This is a genomic window from Sphingopyxis sp. 113P3 (assembly GCF_001278035.1).
In the GTDB taxonomy this organism is placed as follows: domain Bacteria; phylum Pseudomonadota; class Alphaproteobacteria; order Sphingomonadales; family Sphingomonadaceae; genus Sphingopyxis.
This window is the reverse complement of record NZ_CP009452.1, coordinates 918,686-934,650: the sequence shown is the minus strand read 5'-3', so window position 1 is coordinate 934,650 and position 15,965 is coordinate 918,686. Positions and strand designations below refer to the sequence as shown.

The following is a 15,965-nucleotide window of genomic DNA, read 5'->3' as shown; positions in this document are numbered from 1 at the left end:
CTCACTTCGAAAACATGGGCAAGGTCAGCCCGATGAACCGGCTTCCAAATTTCTTCCACAACAACGCTTTATCAAAAAGTGGTAAAGTCGTCAATGAAGCGAGCAGCAGCTAATGGCCAATGTTCTCCCCCGCGACCTGACCAGCGTTCCTGACGGCGAGGTCAATCCGAACTCGGCGGTTATTGTCGATGATGGCTCGGGTGTCTTTAAAAGCACCCCTGCCCAGCTTGTCGCGTCTGGTTTCCCGATTGCGTCTCAGTCGGAGGCCGAAGCCGGGGCAGTGAACAATAAAGCCATGACGCCGCAGCGGGTGGCACAGGCGATTGATGCGCTGGGCGTGTCGCAAGCGGTGCTTGCATCCTCAACCGGCGCTGAAATGGTGGGATTCAGGCAGGATGACCCAGACGCTGTTGATGGAACTGTGGAAGCCGAACTTCGCAACCGCATTACTGTAACGCAGTTCGGCGCCGATCCTACCGGAGCGGCGGATTCTACTTCTGCGTTTGCTGATGCGCGCTCGAAGGGTAATCGGCGATATGTAATCCCGCCCGGAACGTACATTGTTAATGATGACGATGTCTGGATGGATTCGTTTTCGACGCCTTATGGCGAAGTCATTCTTAAAGTGAACGGCACCGACTATAACGTTTCTCACTCGCTCGGCGGGAAATTCAGGACAGATATCGTCTCGAACGACCGTTACCTCTGGTTCCGCAATGCCAAGACCGGGACAACTCTCCTGCGCCTTTCAGATGCGGAGAACAGTGGCGACGTGAACATAGTCGCGATGCCTTTTGAGTTTCGGCGAGATAGTCACAGCATCATTTCTTGCTGCGGCACACCGACTGGAAACACCGATATCACGTTTGCGCGCTCAATCGACGATCCAGACCCCAGAGGTAACCGCACCCTACTCGGTTATAGCGGGCTCACCGACGAGTTCTATTGGGCCTATGCCTCAACGGCGTCCGGCGCTCCGAATTTTCTCTATGCGATAATTGTCAAGAATGGGACGAGTCCGACCCTAAAATTCCCGTATCTCGCAGCGGAAATGCAGGCAGGCTATATCCTGCAAACTCGTACCGGCGGTGCCCTTAGGACGAAAATGACGACCGGAAACACTGAACATGTGTATTCCGATCTAACGACCTCGAACACGCTCAGCAAGACGAGCCGCACACGAATGCAGTTCGCAGGGGTGTCGTTCAACACGCTTTACGATACCCCCTTTGCCCGGAAGGGGGCACAGCGCTTCGGCGGTGTCTTTTCAGATTTGGCGGGCTCTGATCCCGACGTTTTGGGCACGCTCCCCGCTACAAAGAAGCTTTGGAATAGCACGACAGGGCGAGTGAGTGTTTGCGGAAGGATGACAGTAACTGCCGCGTCGAATACCGGATCGCGCGGATTGCGGGAAGCGCGGTTTACTTGGGATGGGTCAACCCTCACGGTTACAGACATCGAGAATACCCTAGACCCGGCTTTCACGGCTGACATTGCTCTGAACGGGAGCGATCTTGAATTCCAAGCGGCTTACGCTGGAGGGGTTGGAACCGGCTACGCGTTAAGCGTTGATATCGAATGGAATGGGGCTGGCCGGTGACCGCCCAATCGGAACTCCACTCCAAAGGAGGCCGGTGATGCCTGACGCGCCTATTCTCGACGGCAACGCCGCGCAGGTGCGGCTCATCATCGAGCAGACCATCGCGTCTCTCGAGGCGTCGCGTGGGAAGCAAAAGGCATCATGGGCATCGTGGCTCGGAATCGGACTGGGACTCGGAGGCCTCGTCTTTTCGGCGGGAATGCTGCGCAGCGACGTAGCAACGGCCAACACTCGCCTCGACAAGCTCGAGCAGCGCGCCGACGCCGCGGATCGCACGGCAACGAGCGTGAACGACCGGCTGGCCCGCATTGAAACCAAGCTCGACCTTGCATTGGAGAAACGGCGATGAACCTTCGGGACCTGCAGATGTGGCTCAACGTCCGCGGCGCCAACCTCGTCGTCGATGGTCTTCGAGGCCCGTCGACCCGCAAGGCGATCCTCGACACCTTCATTAACCGGAGTGCGCCCGCCGTCACGCCCGCCGAGATTGCCCAGATCGCCGCCCGTCTCGGTGGCAGTCCCCGCCAGCTTGCCGCAGTGGCGAAGGTCGAAAGCGCCGGCGGCGGCTGGGACAATCAAGGCCGCCTGAAATGCCTCTATGAGCGGCACTATTTCTGGCGCCGAATGCAGGTCATTATCCCGCTCCTGTCGAACCCGACGCCGGGCGGCTACACGATCGACGCGGACGGCGACGGCATCAATGACAGCTGGGAAAAGGTTGCCGATGCAGCAATGCGCTCGCCTCTCGCCGCATTCGAGAGCGCGAGCTGGGGCAAGTTCCAGATCATGGGCGCGCACGCCAAATCGCTGGGCTACGGCAACGCTGTCGAATTTGTCTGGGCGCTGTCGCGATCCGAGAAGGCGCATTATGAGGCACTGGCCCGCTTCATAGAGACGAACGGGCTGACCAAGGCTTTCCGCGCACTGTCGACGAACCCGGACGACTGCCGGGCATTCGCGAAGGGTTACAACGGCACGGCCTACGAAAAGGGCGGCTATCACCGCAAACTGGCGGAGGCGATGCGATGACCTGGCTCAACCGCAACATCCAGCGCTTTCTGATCGCGCTGCTTGTCCTCGCATTGTTCGGCGGGGCTGTGATCGTGATGACCTTTGTCGCGATCCCTACCGACAACCGCGACAGCATCATCCAGCTTATCGGCGGGGTCAACACGCTCGCCGGACTCGTGGTTGGGTACTATTTCGGGAAGGCTTCGGCGGAAGGAGGCGAAGGATGATCGGCCTCCTGCTCCCCCTTGCCACCCGTATCGTGGGCGAACGCTTCGCCAAGCTCGCGTCGTGGGCGTTCGTGCTGCTGATCGTCGCGGCGGTCATCGGCGGGGCAATCTGGTGGTTCACCGACACAGTAGACGACGCCCATGACGCGGGCGTGAAGGCCGGTGTCACTGCCGAGCGGATCGAAACCCAAGGAAAGGTGATCGAGAATGTCAAAGCTGCGAATGACGCGCGCGATGCCGTCAACGATCCTCGCTCTTGCGCTATGTATGTTGAGTGCGTGCGGTCAGCCCGAACCCCCACGAACTGCGTCCGATACCTGCCTGACCATGAAGGTTGTGCGGTTCAATCCGGCGCCAGCGGCGGGCGTTGACGACCCCGGCAACCAGTTCGACACGGATGAGACGGTGAAGGATTTGGCCGAACAGAACGCCGCGCTACGACGGCTGTGCGAAGCAACGAAATAGGGGCGAGCCGAAGCCCGCCCCTTCCCCTTTTTACCGTGTCTCAGGCCGCGAGCGACCAATGGTCGTCAGTCTCGCGCAGCACAATGGGCGATCTCTCGACGCAATCGAGTTCCGCCAGTCGATCAACCATTGCGCGCAAGGTTCCGTCTCCGAGCGCATAGTCTTTGTATAGCGCGCGCAGGAGCCGATCCACCGGCCCCGTAATGGACTTGTCGCGCGCCTTCTCCCAGCGTCGGACATTCTGCTCATCCGAGCCGAGAATTTCCGCCAGACGCTTTTGGGTGAGTTCCATTTCCAGACGCAGGAACCGAAGTTCCGCGCCGTTGATCGGGCAAGCCATATCCACGATGAATGCTGCGATTGCCTTATGCAGTCCCTCCGTGTCCTGAATGGACACGCCCTCTCCATAAGGGGTCTTATGGATGGTGTATCCATTTTCCAAAACGATATTGTCGAGACCACTTTCCTTGTAGTGGTATGACATCTCCTTGCTCCTAGCTTCAAAAAGCGGTGATAATGATCAGCCGGTTCGGCCAGTCGATTGCCACCACACAGGTTACTTCTTCACCAGCGGCGCGCCGCTGGATCGTCACTTGCCAATTCCCATGTTGATTGAGAAATGGCCCTTCGATAATCACTCCCTTCTGGACGCAAAGCTCCATCTGGCGGCGCGTGATTCCACGCTGCCGGCCCCGCTTCTGCCCATGTGCCACGACAACTATTCTGTCGCTGTCGGCAGCAAGCTCCTTCAGCATTCTGCTGGCCGAGGGAACGGACATCTTAAACGGCGTCGGCTCTGTCATCTGCCTATCATTATGATAGGTTATATGGGGTGTCAACTGAACAGAGGGTTAAAGGTTCCACGCCCAAAAACGTCCGCCGCCTTCAACGCGTCGTGGCGCGCGGTATGCGAGCCTGCTAGATAGAGCCGTCCACTGGAAGAGGCGGCGAGTTAGGACAGGGGGTTCCCGGTCGGCTCGCCGCCATATCGCGTAGCGGTGCATCACTCCCCGTTCAGGATCGCAAGGACTGCGCGCCCCTTGTCGGTTAAACGCGACGCCGCGACAAGGCCGAGGTCGAACAGACGGTAGCGCGTTCGCCGGTCCCAGCGCATCCCTGCGAATAGTCCCCAGCCGTTGCCCGCGCCGACATGAGTGATCGCCCGCCTCTGCGCATCTGTGAGGCGCCCTGCGATTGTCTCAGCATCATGCATCGGTCCCTCCTATGTTGGCGTTCACGTCTTTGTGAGCGAGGGCTTTGCGCGCAGCCTTTGGGATAGCCGCCCTGATAGCTTCATCGTCAAAGCGGCAATCGCTTACATTGAAGCCACATTCTCTCGCGAGCCATTCGCCATCGCTCATGCAGAGATGGTCCCACTTCCCATCCCTGACATGCCCTGTGTTGTAGGCGTTCCAGAGGTTTTCCTCACGCTCGGCGACCAGCGCCTCCCTCAGCCGCTCCACCTCGACTTGGGGAGCGGAGAGGGCGGCAAGCAACTGGCGCTCCCGTTCGCAGACCTTACCGAAAGCGGATTGCAACTCGGGCACGGCGTCTACAATCTCGTCCATCATGTCGGCCGCGCGTTCGATGACGGAAAAGCCGCCATCGGTTCGCATCAGGTCGTCGCGTTCGGTCTTTAGGCGATTGAGCTTGCAGACCAGCCCGAACAGGTCAGCCATTTCGACCGACATTTTCGACGGATCGACCTCCCCCGCCCCATTGCTGCGGCCCTCGCCTGACGAAAGCGGCGGGAGGCCCGGACCAATCTCGGGATGCTTGTCGTCGCCTGACGGGACGGTGCGGGTGCTTTCGATGCGGTGGGCGGCGAATTGTGCCGCTAGTCCGCGGCGCTGTGACTGGTCAAGAATAACTCCGCCCATTCGGCCGAGCATCGTCGCCCAATCGTCTGCGCGCTTCTCATCCGCCTGCGTCACGGTCACGTCAGTTGCCTTGTCGGTCATTGCTGCTCTCCTTTCAGGTGTTCGCCGCGCTCGATAGCTTCGGCCAGTTCGTAGAGCGTGCCGCCTCGTAACAGGTGTAGGCTTTCCGACGTGGATGAAGCGCAGCTTTTGGACGCATGGAGATCGGCGCTTCCCTTATCCCGAAGCCATGAGACAATCGCTCGCACAGTTTCCGCCTCCCCGCGCGGGGTAGATAGGTTTGGGGTGGTCATGACGCCTCTCCCGCTTCATGGAGCGCGTCCATAAACCCCTTTGCCCAGCGATCGTGGGCCATTGTTCCGGCGCGATATGGGTTGCCCGCCTTCCCGTCGCGGTAGGCCCTCCGCCCTTCGCGCTCGAAGCGTTCGGCGGTTTCGTCGTGGAGGCTCATTAGAATGGGGCTCCGTTCTCGATGTAATCCAGAAAATCGGCGCATTCGTCGGTTTCCGACCATCCGCACTCAAAGCATTGAGCGGGGCCGTATTGAGTGCCAACACCTATATCGACGGCAGATCGTTCGGTTTGCGCCCCGCAGACAGGGCACAGGTCGGTGTCGCCCATCACGCACCTCCGAGCATAGCTGGGGCGCAGAACAGCCGGCGAACAGACGCAACAATGTCGCGTTGGTTTACAGCGTGGGGTGTAAACCGTGTTTTCGGATCATCGCTAAGTGCTTGATTACTGGTAGCGGAGGAGGGACTCGAACCCCCGACACGCGGATTATGATTCCGCTGCTCTAACCGGCTGAGCTACTCCGCCCCGAAAGGCCGCCGCTTGCGGGCGAGCCGCGCCTATAAGCATGGCGGTTGCCTCGGTCAATACGCTCCGCGCCGCCCGCGAAAATTCCGCGAAAAGGCGGTCTCCCACGCTCCGCCGCGATAGAGACGCGCGGCGAGCCCAGCGATAGCCATGGCTCGCGGACGAGTGCTGAGGGCGAGATCGGCGAGCAGCGCCCGGGCCGTTTGGGGCGCTACCTTGTTCTGGACGGTGATGTGAAGTCGCGGCGTGCCGCGATCCTGCGCGGTCAGGAGACCCTCGAAATGGCTGGCAATGCGCTCGCGGATGGCGAGCAGGTCGGGGCTGTCGATGCGGAAGGCGACGCCCGTTTCAAGCGAATAGGCTTTCGCCAGTGTCGCAGCGGGCGGCGGCGTGTCGGCGACTATGCGCCGCACCAGTGCCTTGAGCTCACCGAGACTCGAGGGAGGCAGCTGGTGGAAAAGCGTGATGTGTGCCGGGACATGATTGCGGTCCGGCGGGTAATGCGCGGCGCGTAAAGCGTTGAAGAAGCGCTGGTCTGCCGCGCCCATCGTCGCAGTGACGATGACGGGCGCGGCTCCAGAGACCCGGACGGGAGGGGAGGCCCGGGTCGCTGTTCACGAGACGGGATGGAGGGCGGCGGGAGGGGGGGGATGGCCATCGTCCATGGGGCGCCCTGTCTCGTTGCCCCTGCCTTTCGCCGATCATTTCCAAGCGATCCAATCGATTTATTGGGTCACAATGATCGGCCGCGCCTATCACGTGATGAAACCCCTTCGCTACAAGCTCTTCCAGAAGTGAGCGAGCGCGGCCGCGACTTCCCCCGGCCGCTCGGCGATAGCCCAATGCCCTGCCCCGCCGATGACCGTAAGCGGCGTTCCTGTCCGCGCAGCAAAGCGTTCGGCGACGGCGAGCGCGACATAGGGATCGTTCGCACCCCAGAGCAGCGTGCCGCTTGCCGGCAGCCGGCCGATGTCGCGCGCCCAGTCTTTTTCAAAGCTCAATCCTTTCGCCGAGCGATAGAGGCGGAGAATTGCGCGGCGCTTGTCCTTGCTTGCCCATTGAGCGGCCTCCTCCGCAGCGATGTCTGGAGGCAGACCCTGATCTGCAAGACCCTTGGCGAGCGCTGCGGGCTTGCTCAACGCCATGAAGATTTCGCCGAGGACCGGCGTGTTCCATATCCGCGCGAGGCGATGGCCACGATAGTCGGGATCGATCACCGCGTTGGAAACCGCCCAGCTCCGGATGAGGTCCGGGCGGACCATCGCCACGCGCTGCGCAATGAGCGCGCCCCAGTCGTGACCAACGATATCGATGGGACCATATTTTGCGAACAGCGCCTCTGCTTCGCGGACGGCCCAATCGGCATAGGCCTCCTTGGTGGCAGCAAAGCCGGGAGGAAGCGGGGCAGTGAAACCGGGCAGTGCTGGTGCCGCAATAGGCGCATCGCCAAGTTCGAGCTGAGAGAGCAGCGGGCGCCAGACCGCTGGGCTGTCCGGCACGCCGTGGAGGAAGAGTTTAGCTGTCATATTCTCTCCCTTTTCTTTACGTCGTCTCATCCCAGACAGGGATCTCGCTCACATTTCTCCGCGCTGACGGCGAAGCTCATACCATTTGCGCACATTCTCATTATGCTCCGCAAGCGTGCGGGCGAAGATGTGACCGCCGTCGCCTTTGGCAACAAAATAGAGATAATCGTTGGGCTCCGGATCGAGCACGGCAGCAATCGACGCCTTGCCGGGGTTCGCGATCGGGCCCTTGGGAAGGCCGGTCATAGCGTAGGTATTATAATCGTTCACTGCGAGGATTTCGGAACGCAGGATGCGGCGGCCGAGCGGCTTGCCCTTCGTGATCGGGTAGATGATCGTCGGATCCGCCTGGAGCCGCATCCCGACCGCGAGGCGGTTGGTATAAACGCCCGCGACCGTGCGACGCTCGGCGGGAACGCCCGTTTCCTTCTCGACGATCGAAGCGAGCGTGATCGCCTGATTGCGATCCTTCGCCGCGGTCCGCGGGCTGCGCTTCGCCCAGAGTTCGGCGAAAGTCTTGTCCATTGCCGCTTGCATCCGCTTCAAGACAGCCGCGCGTGTCTCGCCCCTGGTATAGGCATAGGTGTCGGGAAGCACGCTGCCCTCCGCCGGGACCGCGACCTCGCCCTTCAGGCGCTTTTCGGCCATCAACCGTTCCCACACCATGATCGACGGCATGCCCTCTGGAACGGTAACGAAGCGTTGGACGGTCTTGCCTGACTGGAGCAGTTTGAGGATGTCGCCCGGGCTCATCCCCTTTTTCACTTCATATTCGCCGGGCTTGATCGGCGCATCGCCGCCAAAGAAGCGCGCGTGATTGACGAAGCCCGAGGCCGGAGCCGCCCCCGCCTCCTCGAGGATCTGCCCGGCCTTGGCGATGCTTGCCCCGGGCGGGATGACGACGACGGTATCGCGCGGTGCCCCGCCCGAGCAGGCGGTGAGCAGAAAAGCCAGCAAGGCTGCGAGCAGCCAGCGCATGGCTTATTCCTCGAACGCCTTCACCACCAGGCTCGCGTTGGTGCCGCCGAAGCCGAAGCTGTTGTTGAGCGCCGCGCGGACGGCGCGCGCCTTGGCCTTGTGCGGCACGAGATCGACGCCCTCGGTACCCTCATCAGGATCATCGAGGTTGAGGGTGGGCGGAACGATCTGGTCACGGATGGCAAGGATGCAGAAAATCGTCTCCACAGCGCCTGCGCCGCCGAGGAGGTGCCCGATCGCCGACTTCGTCGAACTCATCGAGACGCCGCTGATCGCGTCGCCGAACAGCCGCTTGACGGCGCCGAGCTCGATCGTGTCGGCCATCGTCGATGTGCCATGGGCGTTGATATAATCGATGTCGGCGGGGGTCATGCCCGCCTTGCGGAGTGCCATTTCCATCGATCGATAGGCGCCAAAACCTTCAGGATGCGGCGCCGTGACGTGGTGGGCATCGCCTGAAAGACCGTAACCGACGACCTCGGCATAGATTTTCGCGCCGCGCGCCTTGGCATGCTCATATTCCTCGAGCACGACCACGCCTGCGCCCTCGCCCATCACGAAACCATCGCGCCCCTTGTCATAAGGTCGGCTCGCCTTTTCGGGAGCGTCATTGCTGCTCATGTTGAGCGCGCGCGCCTGCGCGAAGCCCGCAATGCCGATCGGACAGATCGTCGATTCGGCCCCGCCCGCGAGCATGATGTCGGCGTCGCCGTCCTTGATCATGCGCGCGGCATCGCCGATCGAATGCGCGCCCGTCGAGCAGGCGGTGACAACCGCATGATTGGGTCCCATCAACCCGTATTTGATGCTGACCTGGCCCGAAATCAGGTTGATGAGGCGGCCATGGACAAAGTGGGGCGAGACGCGGCCCGGGCCCTTTTCGGCGAGCAGCAGGCTTTCGCTTTCGATCCCCGGCAGACCGCCAATTCCCGAACCGATCGAGCAGCCCGCATTCAGCCGGTCCTCTTCGCTCATGTCGGTAAGGCCGGCATCCTCGAGCGCCTGCCCCGCCGCGTCGATACCATAGATGATGAAGGGGTCTACCTGTCGCTGTATCTTGTGGTCGACGCGCTTTCCCGGATCGAAGCCGAATTCATGGTCGGCTGGCTTCACCTCGCACGCGATCGTGCATTTCTGGTCCGAAGCGTCGAAGCGGGTGATCTGCCCCGCGCCCGACTTTCCGGCGAGCAGATTGGCCCAGCTGGTTTCGACGTCTCCGCCCAGCGGCGTCACCAAACCCAGTCCCGTCACCACAACCCGGCGCATAGTCTTTCCTTTCGTCGGCCCCTGCCCCCGCAAGGGTCCACATCAGATTCGCAGACGCGTATCCATAAAAAAGGCTTCCCAGCCACGGCGCGCGAGCGCTTGGGACCGGGAAGCCGGAAACGCGTGGGCGGCGTCGCCGCCGCGTCCGGCCGCGCCGGACTGGACCGCTTTAGCCCTTGTTCGCCTCGATATAGTCGATCGCGTCCTTGACGGTGGCGATCTTCTCGGCGGCATCGTCGGGAATCTCGACGCCGAATTCTTCTTCGAACGCCATCACCAGTTCGACGATGTCGAGGCTGTCGGCGCCCAGATCGTCGATGAAGCTCGCCTCCTCGGTCACCTTGTCGGCTTCGACGCCCAGATGTTCGACGACGATCTTCTTAACCTTTTCGGCCGAATCGCTCATGCACAGTTCCTTTTTTCTGACTATGGCGTGAATGTTGGATTTTGCCCTAGAGCCCAGCGAGGGGGCTGGCAAGAGGGCTGGCGCGCGGCAAGCGCACCGAAAAATACTCGTGCGGCAACGATCCCGGGACGATCGCCCCGGATTTCCGGGCCAAATTTACCCACCGCTGCGCGCGGGAACAATAGCCGATTTGCGCAGCGCGGCCGATGCGCGCGCGATGACCGCAGGCGTAATCATGAACTGGCGCAGCACCTGCTCGGGCGGGGCATTCGCCGGCTGGCCCGTATAGTCGAGGAGCTTGCGCCAGAGCCGGCGCCCCCCCTCGACATCCCCCTTGGCCGCGACGACGATCGCCCGGACCATCAGATATTGCGGCTCGAGATTGCTCGGTGAGGGCATGCGGTCAAGGATTGCGAGCGCTTCATCGAGTTCGCCGCGCTGCGACAGCATGAAAGCGAGCGTGACCGCGGGGACACCTGCGTAAGTCGAGTCGAGTTCAAGCGAACGGCGCAGCAGCGGCTCGCCGCCTTCAGGATCGCCGCACGAGGCCTTGAAGAGCCCCAGGAAGCCCGCGAGATCGGGGTCATAGGGATTGAGTTCCACAGCCGCGTCGCCCATCGGCATTCCGGCGGCACAATTGCCCGCATAAAAATGCGCCCGGGCCATGGCGAAGAGGCCCGCGCTCGACGCGGGCGCGCTCCGGTAAGCGCGCTCGGCGAGCCGCCGAGCTTCGTCCAGCGCCGCCTTGCCGGCCGCGCCCGCGCGCTGCGGCTGCCAATCCCCAAAGCGCAGGAGCGATAGGGCGTTCAGCAAAACAGGATCGCGCGGCGAGGCGTCGAGCGACGCGCGCAGGCATCCGCTGACCTGCTGGACGCTCGCGGGATCGCGCATCTGGCGAATGCGGTTGAATTGCGCGAGACAGGGAAAGCCCTTGGCGAAATTCTCGGGCTCGCGTTGGATCTGGTCGCGCACGATAACCCCATAGTCCCCTGCAAGCTGGGCAATCGAGGGGGCGATCGCGTCGAACTCGGGCAACTGATCGGGAGCAGCGCGGATCTGAACCGACCATATCGCGCGCTGGTCGGCGACGCGGTTAAGGACGAGGGTGACATCGACGGGCCCCTCGGGGGTTCGCACGATCGAGGCATCAAGCCGGTAATCAGCATCCCTTCTTGCCGACCGGGCACCCGGCTCGCGCGCGCTCAGCAGATCGACGAGTTCGAACCGGCGCAATCCGTCGCGCAGCTTCCCGTCGAGCGCCCGCGCCATCGCACGCGATTCGGCGCTATCGCCGGCCACGGGCGCGCTCACTTCAAGGAGCGGCACCGGCGCCAGCTTTTTTCCGAGCGCATTCCCCGCAAAGGCCCACCAGGCGGCCAACAGCAAGATCAATAAGGCAAGAGCGGCAAGTGCCGACCACCAAAGCGCCCCCCGGCGGCTGCTATCAGCGACGAACGGCGCTGATGGCTCGCTTGCCACCTCCTTGCCAGGCGCTGGAACGCCTTCGGTACGCGATGGCGGCGAGGCTCGATGCTGCACGACGAGCTCGTAGCTTCCCTGCGGCACGCGAAGGCGATGAATCCAGGGCGTGTCCGCATAGTAACGGTCGAGCAGGGTCCGCAGCCGCCCGACCATGACGCGCGGATAGCTGTCGACCGCCGGGTCGAAATCGGCGCTGCGGCCAAGCGCTTCGGTTGCGATGGCATAGGCCTTGGGGGCGCTGCGCCCACCTTGCAGCTGATGATCGGCAAGATATTGAAGCAGGCGCGAAAGGACGGGGGAACGCACGAACAGGGGCGACGCGAGAAGCTGTTCCAGCTCATTGGCGATAATCCGGTCGGCGCCGCCGGTATCCGAGGTCTCGCTATCCCTGGTGCGATCCATGCTAGCCTTTATATGCCCCCGACGACCCGGAACACAGTTGATACCCTAAACCGGCGTTTTGCCCAGCAGTGGATGACCGTGTAACGGTAACAAGCGAACCCAAACGCGTTCGAACCGGAATAGTTCCCACATTTCCAGCCCGAAAAAAGCGTCCCACGAGGTTAATAATTGATTATCAAATGGCTACATGCCGCTTCGTGACCCCATGTAACTGCCGCATCCTCCTCTAAGATGTCAATCCTTCCTCGACGCGGTGCCCCCCACAGCGCCGCGGTCTGGTCTGAGACCTGGTCTCAGGTAGACGCTTTGAGGTCGATGGATTGAATGGTGCGAGCTGGTCCCTGGCATCATTCGCATGGTCTGCCGGCTTCATACACTGAGACTTCGCCGATCGGGCAGTAGCCCCACCTACTCCCGATCGGCAAGTCCGCCTCCCTTCCCCTTGCCCTCGTCGTTCCTGCAGGCCCATCGCGCTGCGACCAGCATGGCCCAAGGAAATCCTGCCCACTGAAAAAGGCACGCGGCCCTCGAGGCCGCGCGCCTTCTTGCTGGGCCGACTGCGGCCGTTCAGGCCTTGCAGGGGCCGATGCGCGTGTTGGTGACCTGCATCTGCATTTCGACCGGGCCGCCCGTGGGCGCCGCCGTCTTTGTCGTGATCGTCACGTCCGTCTTTTGGGCCCCGACCGTTCCCGCCATCGCGAGATCGACCTTCTGGCCATTGGCGGTGCAAGTGCCCGCAACGTCGATCGTCGAACCGCGCAATACATTCTTCGACCAGGTGCAAGCCTCGCCGAACCGCTCGGACATCACGTTCGCCAGATTTTCCTGATCCGCCTCTTCCTGCGTCAAGCATGTCTCGGTGCTGCCAGCCGAGGCAAATTGCTTGGCCATCTGATCCTTCACCGCGCCCGGTGCGCCGGGCATGTCGAACTTGACGAGTTTCACGTCGGTTTTCCAGTTGCCCGGCTCACGCTTGGCTAGGGGGGCAGCCGCGCTGCCTTCGGCCTTCGCGCCGACCGCGGCCTCGCCAGGCTTGGCGGCGTCATCCGATTTGCCGCATCCAGCCAACGCCAGGGCAGCGCCAAGCGCCGCCATCGTCACGCACTTTCTCATGGGTTTCCTCCTCCACTTCGGCGAAGGGAAAACACGCTTGACCCCGGTTGGTTGCGCACCGATTGCGGCGGACGCCCCGCGGCCCCATATTGGCCTTGATGGCCATCCAGATTCGCACCTCGCTCGACGAAATCGATACAGCCGAGGGCTATGTCCCGCACCGCCCCGCGCGCCCGGACAAGGTCGAGGGCGGCAAGCGCTTCGAGCTCGTCAGCGACTATGAGCCCGCGGGCGACCAGCCGACCGCAATCCGCGAACTCGTCGGCACCGCGCGCGCGGGTGAGCGCGATCAGGTGCTGCTCGGCGTCACGGGGTCGGGCAAGACCTTCACCATGGCAAAGGTGATCGAGGAATTGCAACGACCCGCGCTGATTCTTGCTCCGAACAAGATCCTCGCCGCGCAGCTTTATGGCGAGTTCAAAAGCTTCTTTCCGAACAATGCGGTCGAATATTTCGTCAGCTATTACGACTATTATCAGCCCGAGGCCTATGTGCCGCGCTCGGACACGTACATCGAGAAGGAAAGCAGCGTAAACGAGGCCATCGACCGCATGCGTCACTCGGCGACGCGCGCGCTCCTCGAACGCGACGACGTGATCATCGTCGCGTCGGTTTCCTGCCTTTATGGCATCGGGTCGGTTGAAACCTATTCGGCGATGATCTTCGATTTGAAGAAGGGGCAGGTCGTCGACAGCCGCGAGATCATCCGCAAGCTCGTCGCGCTCCAGTACAAGCGCAACGACCAGGCGTTCGCGCGCGGCAATTTCCGCGTGCGCGGCGACAGCCTCGAAATATTCCCCTCGCACTATGAGGATATGGCGTGGCGCGTCAGCTTTTTCGGCGACGAGATCGAGGAGATTACCGAGTTCGATCCTTTGACCGGGAAAAAGATCGCCAGCCTCAATCATGTCCGGGTCTATGCGAACAGTCACTATGTTACCCCGGGGCCGACGCTCAAGCAGGCTACCGAGGCGATCCGGCACGAACTCGCCGAGCGCCTCAAGGAACTCGAAGCCGAGGGACGCCTGCTTGAAGCCCAGCGCCTTGAACAGCGCACCAATTTCGACCTTGAAATGATCGCCGCGACTGGAAGCTGCGCCGGCATCGAGAATTACAGCCGCTTTCTCACCGGCCGCCTCCCCGGCGAGCCGCCACCGACATTGTTTGAATATCTGCCCGACAATGCGCTGCTCTTCGTCGACGAGAGTCACCAGACGATCCCGCAGATCGGCGCGATGTCGAAAGGCGACCATCGCCGCAAGATCACGCTTGCCGAATATGGCTTCCGCCTGCCCTCCTGCATCGACAACCGCCCGTTGCGCTTTGCCGAATGGGATCTGATGCGTCCGCAGACCGTCAGCGTCTCGGCGACGCCAGGAACCTGGGAGATGGAACGCACGCAGGGCGTCTTTGCCGAGCAAGTGATCCGCCCCACCGGCCTCATTGACCCGCCGGTCGAGATCAAACCGGTTGAAGAGCAGGTCGACGATCTGATCGCTGAGGCGAAGAAGACGGCAGCGGCGGGTTACCGAACGCTGGTCACGACGCTGACAAAGCGAATGGCCGAGGATCTGACCGAGTTTCTGCACGAGGCGGGCCTCAAGGTCCGCTACATGCACTCGGATGTCGAGACGCTCGAACGCATCGAGATCATCCGCGACCTGCGCCTTGGCGTGTTCGATGTGCTCGTGGGCATCAATCTCCTGCGCGAAGGGCTCGACATCCCCGAATGCGGACTCGTTGCGATCCTCGATGCCGACAAGGAAGGCTTCCTGCGGAGCGAAACCAGCCTCGTCCAGACGATCGGCCGCGCCGCGCGCAACGTCGATGGCCGCGTCATTCTCTATGCCGACCGGATCACGGGCAGCATGGAGCGCGCGATGCGCGAGACCGACCGCCGCCGCGCCAAGCAGCTCGCCTATAATGAAGAGCATGGCATCACGCCCGAAAGCGTGAAGAAGCAGATTGGCGACATCATCGCGCATGTCGCATCAAAGGACGGCGTCACCATCGAGCTTGGCGACGACCGGCCCGATCATATGGTCGGCCACAATCTGCGCGCCTACATCGCCGAGCTCGAAAAGAAGATGCGCGATGCTGCTGCAAACCTCGAGTTTGAAGAAGCAGGGCGCCTGCGCGATGAAATTCGCCGGCTCGAGGCCGATGAGCTCGGACTGCCCCCCGACCAGCAAGTCGCGCCGATGGTCGGGCGCTCGAACGAGGGCAAGCCGGGCACCCGAAAGGGGCGCTTTGGAAAGCAGAGCAGGACCAAATGGGGGCGCTAGAGTGGCCCCCGCCACCCTTCGCTCAGCGCAGCACGCCTTTCCCCGTCTGGCGCCGCGCATAATAAAGGAGCGCGATCTCGATCAGCCAGATCACCAGCGTGGTAAGCATCGGGCCGGGGCCGAACAATTCGGTAAGGTCAACGGGTGACAGAGCGAACTGATAGAGGGTGCTGAAAGCAAGGCCCGCGAGCGACACGATGAAGGCCGTCACCGCATGGCGGCTACGCAGCACCAGCAGCAGCGACCCTGCAAAGGCGCCCCATACGCCGAACGCCCAGGCCGCCGTCGCCCAGCTGGGCGTCGAGTCGAAATAGGCGATCTGTTCGGGGGTCAGCTGGGCGAAGTCGCGCAGCCACCACATATTCTTGAGGTTGGTCATCATATAGTCGGTGACGCCAAAGCCGTTCCACAGGAGCGAAAGCATCCCGACAACCCACAAATGCCAAGGCGTTCTGACCGTCCCGTTCATGGCAAGCCCCTCCCCTTTTTTGAGCGCGCCCAATCT

General features: G+C 62.1%; 20 protein-coding genes and 1 tRNA gene. 6 read left to right on the top strand and 15 right to left on the bottom strand.

What is annotated here, in order from left to right:
• Window positions 1–112: 112 nt before the first annotated feature.
• The 5 genes from LH20_RS04420 to LH20_RS04400 are packed head-to-tail and all read left to right on the top strand — an operon-like array spanning window position 113 to window position 3,209.
• Window positions 113–1,600, top strand: coding sequence for a hypothetical protein (locus LH20_RS04420; RefSeq protein ID WP_053553173.1), 1,488 nt, complete (start codon window positions 113–115; stop codon window positions 1,598–1,600).
• Between the two features lie 37 nt (window positions 1,601–1,637).
• Entirely contained in the window at window positions 1,638–1,949 is a 312-nt protein-coding gene (locus LH20_RS04415; protein WP_053553172.1) for a hypothetical protein, read from the top strand.
• Window positions 1,946–2,629, top strand: a complete 684-nt coding sequence (locus LH20_RS04410; protein ID WP_053553171.1) for an N-acetylmuramidase domain-containing protein — start codon at window positions 1,946–1,948, stop codon at window positions 2,627–2,629. The genes LH20_RS04415 and LH20_RS04410 overlap by 4 nt, the downstream gene beginning before the upstream one ends.
• Window positions 2,626–2,838 carry a hypothetical protein gene (locus LH20_RS04405; protein WP_053553170.1) on the top strand — a complete coding sequence of 71 codons (213 nt, stop codon included), beginning with the start codon at window positions 2,626–2,628 and terminating at the stop codon, window positions 2,836–2,838. Before LH20_RS04410 ends, LH20_RS04405 begins: the two co-directional genes overlap by 4 nt.
• Window positions 2,835–3,209: a hypothetical protein gene (locus tag LH20_RS04400; RefSeq protein WP_053553169.1), complete on the top strand. Its 375-nt coding sequence runs from the start codon at window positions 2,835–2,837 to the stop codon at window positions 3,207–3,209. The genes LH20_RS04405 and LH20_RS04400 overlap by 4 nt, the downstream gene beginning before the upstream one ends.
• 134 nt (window positions 3,210–3,343) lie before the next feature.
• Here LH20_RS04400 and LH20_RS04395 read toward each other — a convergent pair whose 3' ends face one another.
• The 14 genes from LH20_RS04395 to LH20_RS04340 all read right to left on the bottom strand — a co-directional run bounded on the left by LH20_RS04395 (window position 3,344) and on the right by LH20_RS04340 (window position 13,175).
• Window positions 3,344–3,787 carry a helix-turn-helix domain-containing protein gene (locus LH20_RS04395; protein WP_053553168.1) on the bottom strand — a complete coding sequence of 148 codons (444 nt, stop codon included), beginning with the start codon at window positions 3,785–3,787 and terminating at the stop codon, window positions 3,344–3,346.
• A gap of 16 nt (window positions 3,788–3,803) precedes the next feature.
• Entirely contained in the window at window positions 3,804–4,106 is a 303-nt protein-coding gene (locus LH20_RS04390; protein ID WP_053553167.1) for a DUF4258 domain-containing protein, read from the bottom strand.
• Between the two features lie 200 nt (window positions 4,107–4,306).
• Entirely contained in the window at window positions 4,307–4,516 is a 210-nt protein-coding gene (locus tag LH20_RS04385) for a hypothetical protein (RefSeq protein ID WP_053553166.1), read from the bottom strand.
• On the bottom strand, window positions 4,509–5,264 hold the full coding sequence (locus tag LH20_RS04380) for a hypothetical protein (protein WP_053553165.1): 756 nt from the start codon (window positions 5,262–5,264) through the stop codon (window positions 4,509–4,511). The genes LH20_RS04385 and LH20_RS04380 overlap by 8 nt, the downstream gene beginning before the upstream one ends.
• Window positions 5,261–5,476 (bottom strand): hypothetical protein, encoded by a 216-nt coding sequence (locus LH20_RS23235; RefSeq protein ID WP_144423510.1) that lies wholly within the window; start codon window positions 5,474–5,476, stop codon window positions 5,261–5,263. Before LH20_RS23235 ends, LH20_RS04380 begins: the two co-directional genes overlap by 4 nt.
• A complete protein-coding gene (locus LH20_RS23695) occupies window positions 5,473–5,634 on the bottom strand; it encodes a hypothetical protein (RefSeq protein WP_200905433.1) in 162 nt (53 codons plus the stop codon). Before LH20_RS23695 ends, LH20_RS23235 begins: the two co-directional genes overlap by 4 nt.
• Window positions 5,635–5,925: 291 nt before the next feature.
• A tRNA-Met gene (locus LH20_RS04375) sits at window positions 5,926–6,002 on the bottom strand.
• 56 nt (window positions 6,003–6,058) lie between these two features.
• The gene (locus LH20_RS04370; protein WP_053553164.1) at window positions 6,059–6,550 is read right to left on the bottom strand and encodes a 2'-5' RNA ligase family protein; all 492 of its coding nucleotides are present in this window, start codon (window positions 6,548–6,550) and stop codon (window positions 6,059–6,061) included.
• Window positions 6,551–6,778: 228 nt separating this feature from the next.
• A complete protein-coding gene (locus tag LH20_RS04365; protein ID WP_053553163.1) occupies window positions 6,779–7,528 on the bottom strand; it encodes an alpha/beta fold hydrolase in 750 nt (249 codons plus the stop codon).
• Window positions 7,529–7,576: 48 nt separating this feature from the next.
• Window positions 7,577–8,506, bottom strand: a complete 930-nt coding sequence (gene mltG / locus LH20_RS04360) for an endolytic transglycosylase MltG (RefSeq protein ID WP_053553162.1) — start codon at window positions 8,504–8,506, stop codon at window positions 7,577–7,579.
• Window positions 8,507–8,509: 3 nt separating this feature from the next.
• Window positions 8,510–9,772, bottom strand: coding sequence for a beta-ketoacyl-ACP synthase II (gene fabF, locus LH20_RS04355; RefSeq protein ID WP_053553161.1), 1,263 nt, complete (start codon window positions 9,770–9,772; stop codon window positions 8,510–8,512).
• Between the two features lie 169 nt (window positions 9,773–9,941).
• Window positions 9,942–10,178, bottom strand: coding sequence for an acyl carrier protein (locus LH20_RS04350; RefSeq protein WP_003039428.1), 237 nt, complete (start codon window positions 10,176–10,178; stop codon window positions 9,942–9,944).
• Between the two features lie 156 nt (window positions 10,179–10,334).
• A complete protein-coding gene (locus LH20_RS04345; RefSeq protein WP_053553160.1) occupies window positions 10,335–12,062 on the bottom strand; it encodes a hypothetical protein in 1,728 nt (575 codons plus the stop codon).
• 567 nt (window positions 12,063–12,629) lie between these two features.
• Window positions 12,630–13,175: a DUF3617 domain-containing protein gene (locus LH20_RS04340; RefSeq protein ID WP_083455287.1), complete on the bottom strand. Its 546-nt coding sequence runs from the start codon at window positions 13,173–13,175 to the stop codon at window positions 12,630–12,632.
• Window positions 13,176–13,273: 98 nt separating this feature from the next.
• Between LH20_RS04340 and uvrB the strand changes: the two genes are divergently transcribed.
• Window positions 13,274–15,460: an excinuclease ABC subunit UvrB gene (gene uvrB, locus LH20_RS04335; protein WP_053553158.1), complete on the top strand. Its 2,187-nt coding sequence runs from the start codon at window positions 13,274–13,276 to the stop codon at window positions 15,458–15,460.
• Between the two features lie 22 nt (window positions 15,461–15,482).
• On the opposite strand, the gene LH20_RS04330 is transcribed toward uvrB, so the two are convergent.
• Window positions 15,483–15,929, bottom strand: coding sequence for a hypothetical protein (locus LH20_RS04330; RefSeq protein ID WP_053556088.1), 447 nt, complete (start codon window positions 15,927–15,929; stop codon window positions 15,483–15,485).
• Between the last annotated feature and the right edge of the window lie 36 nt (window positions 15,930–15,965).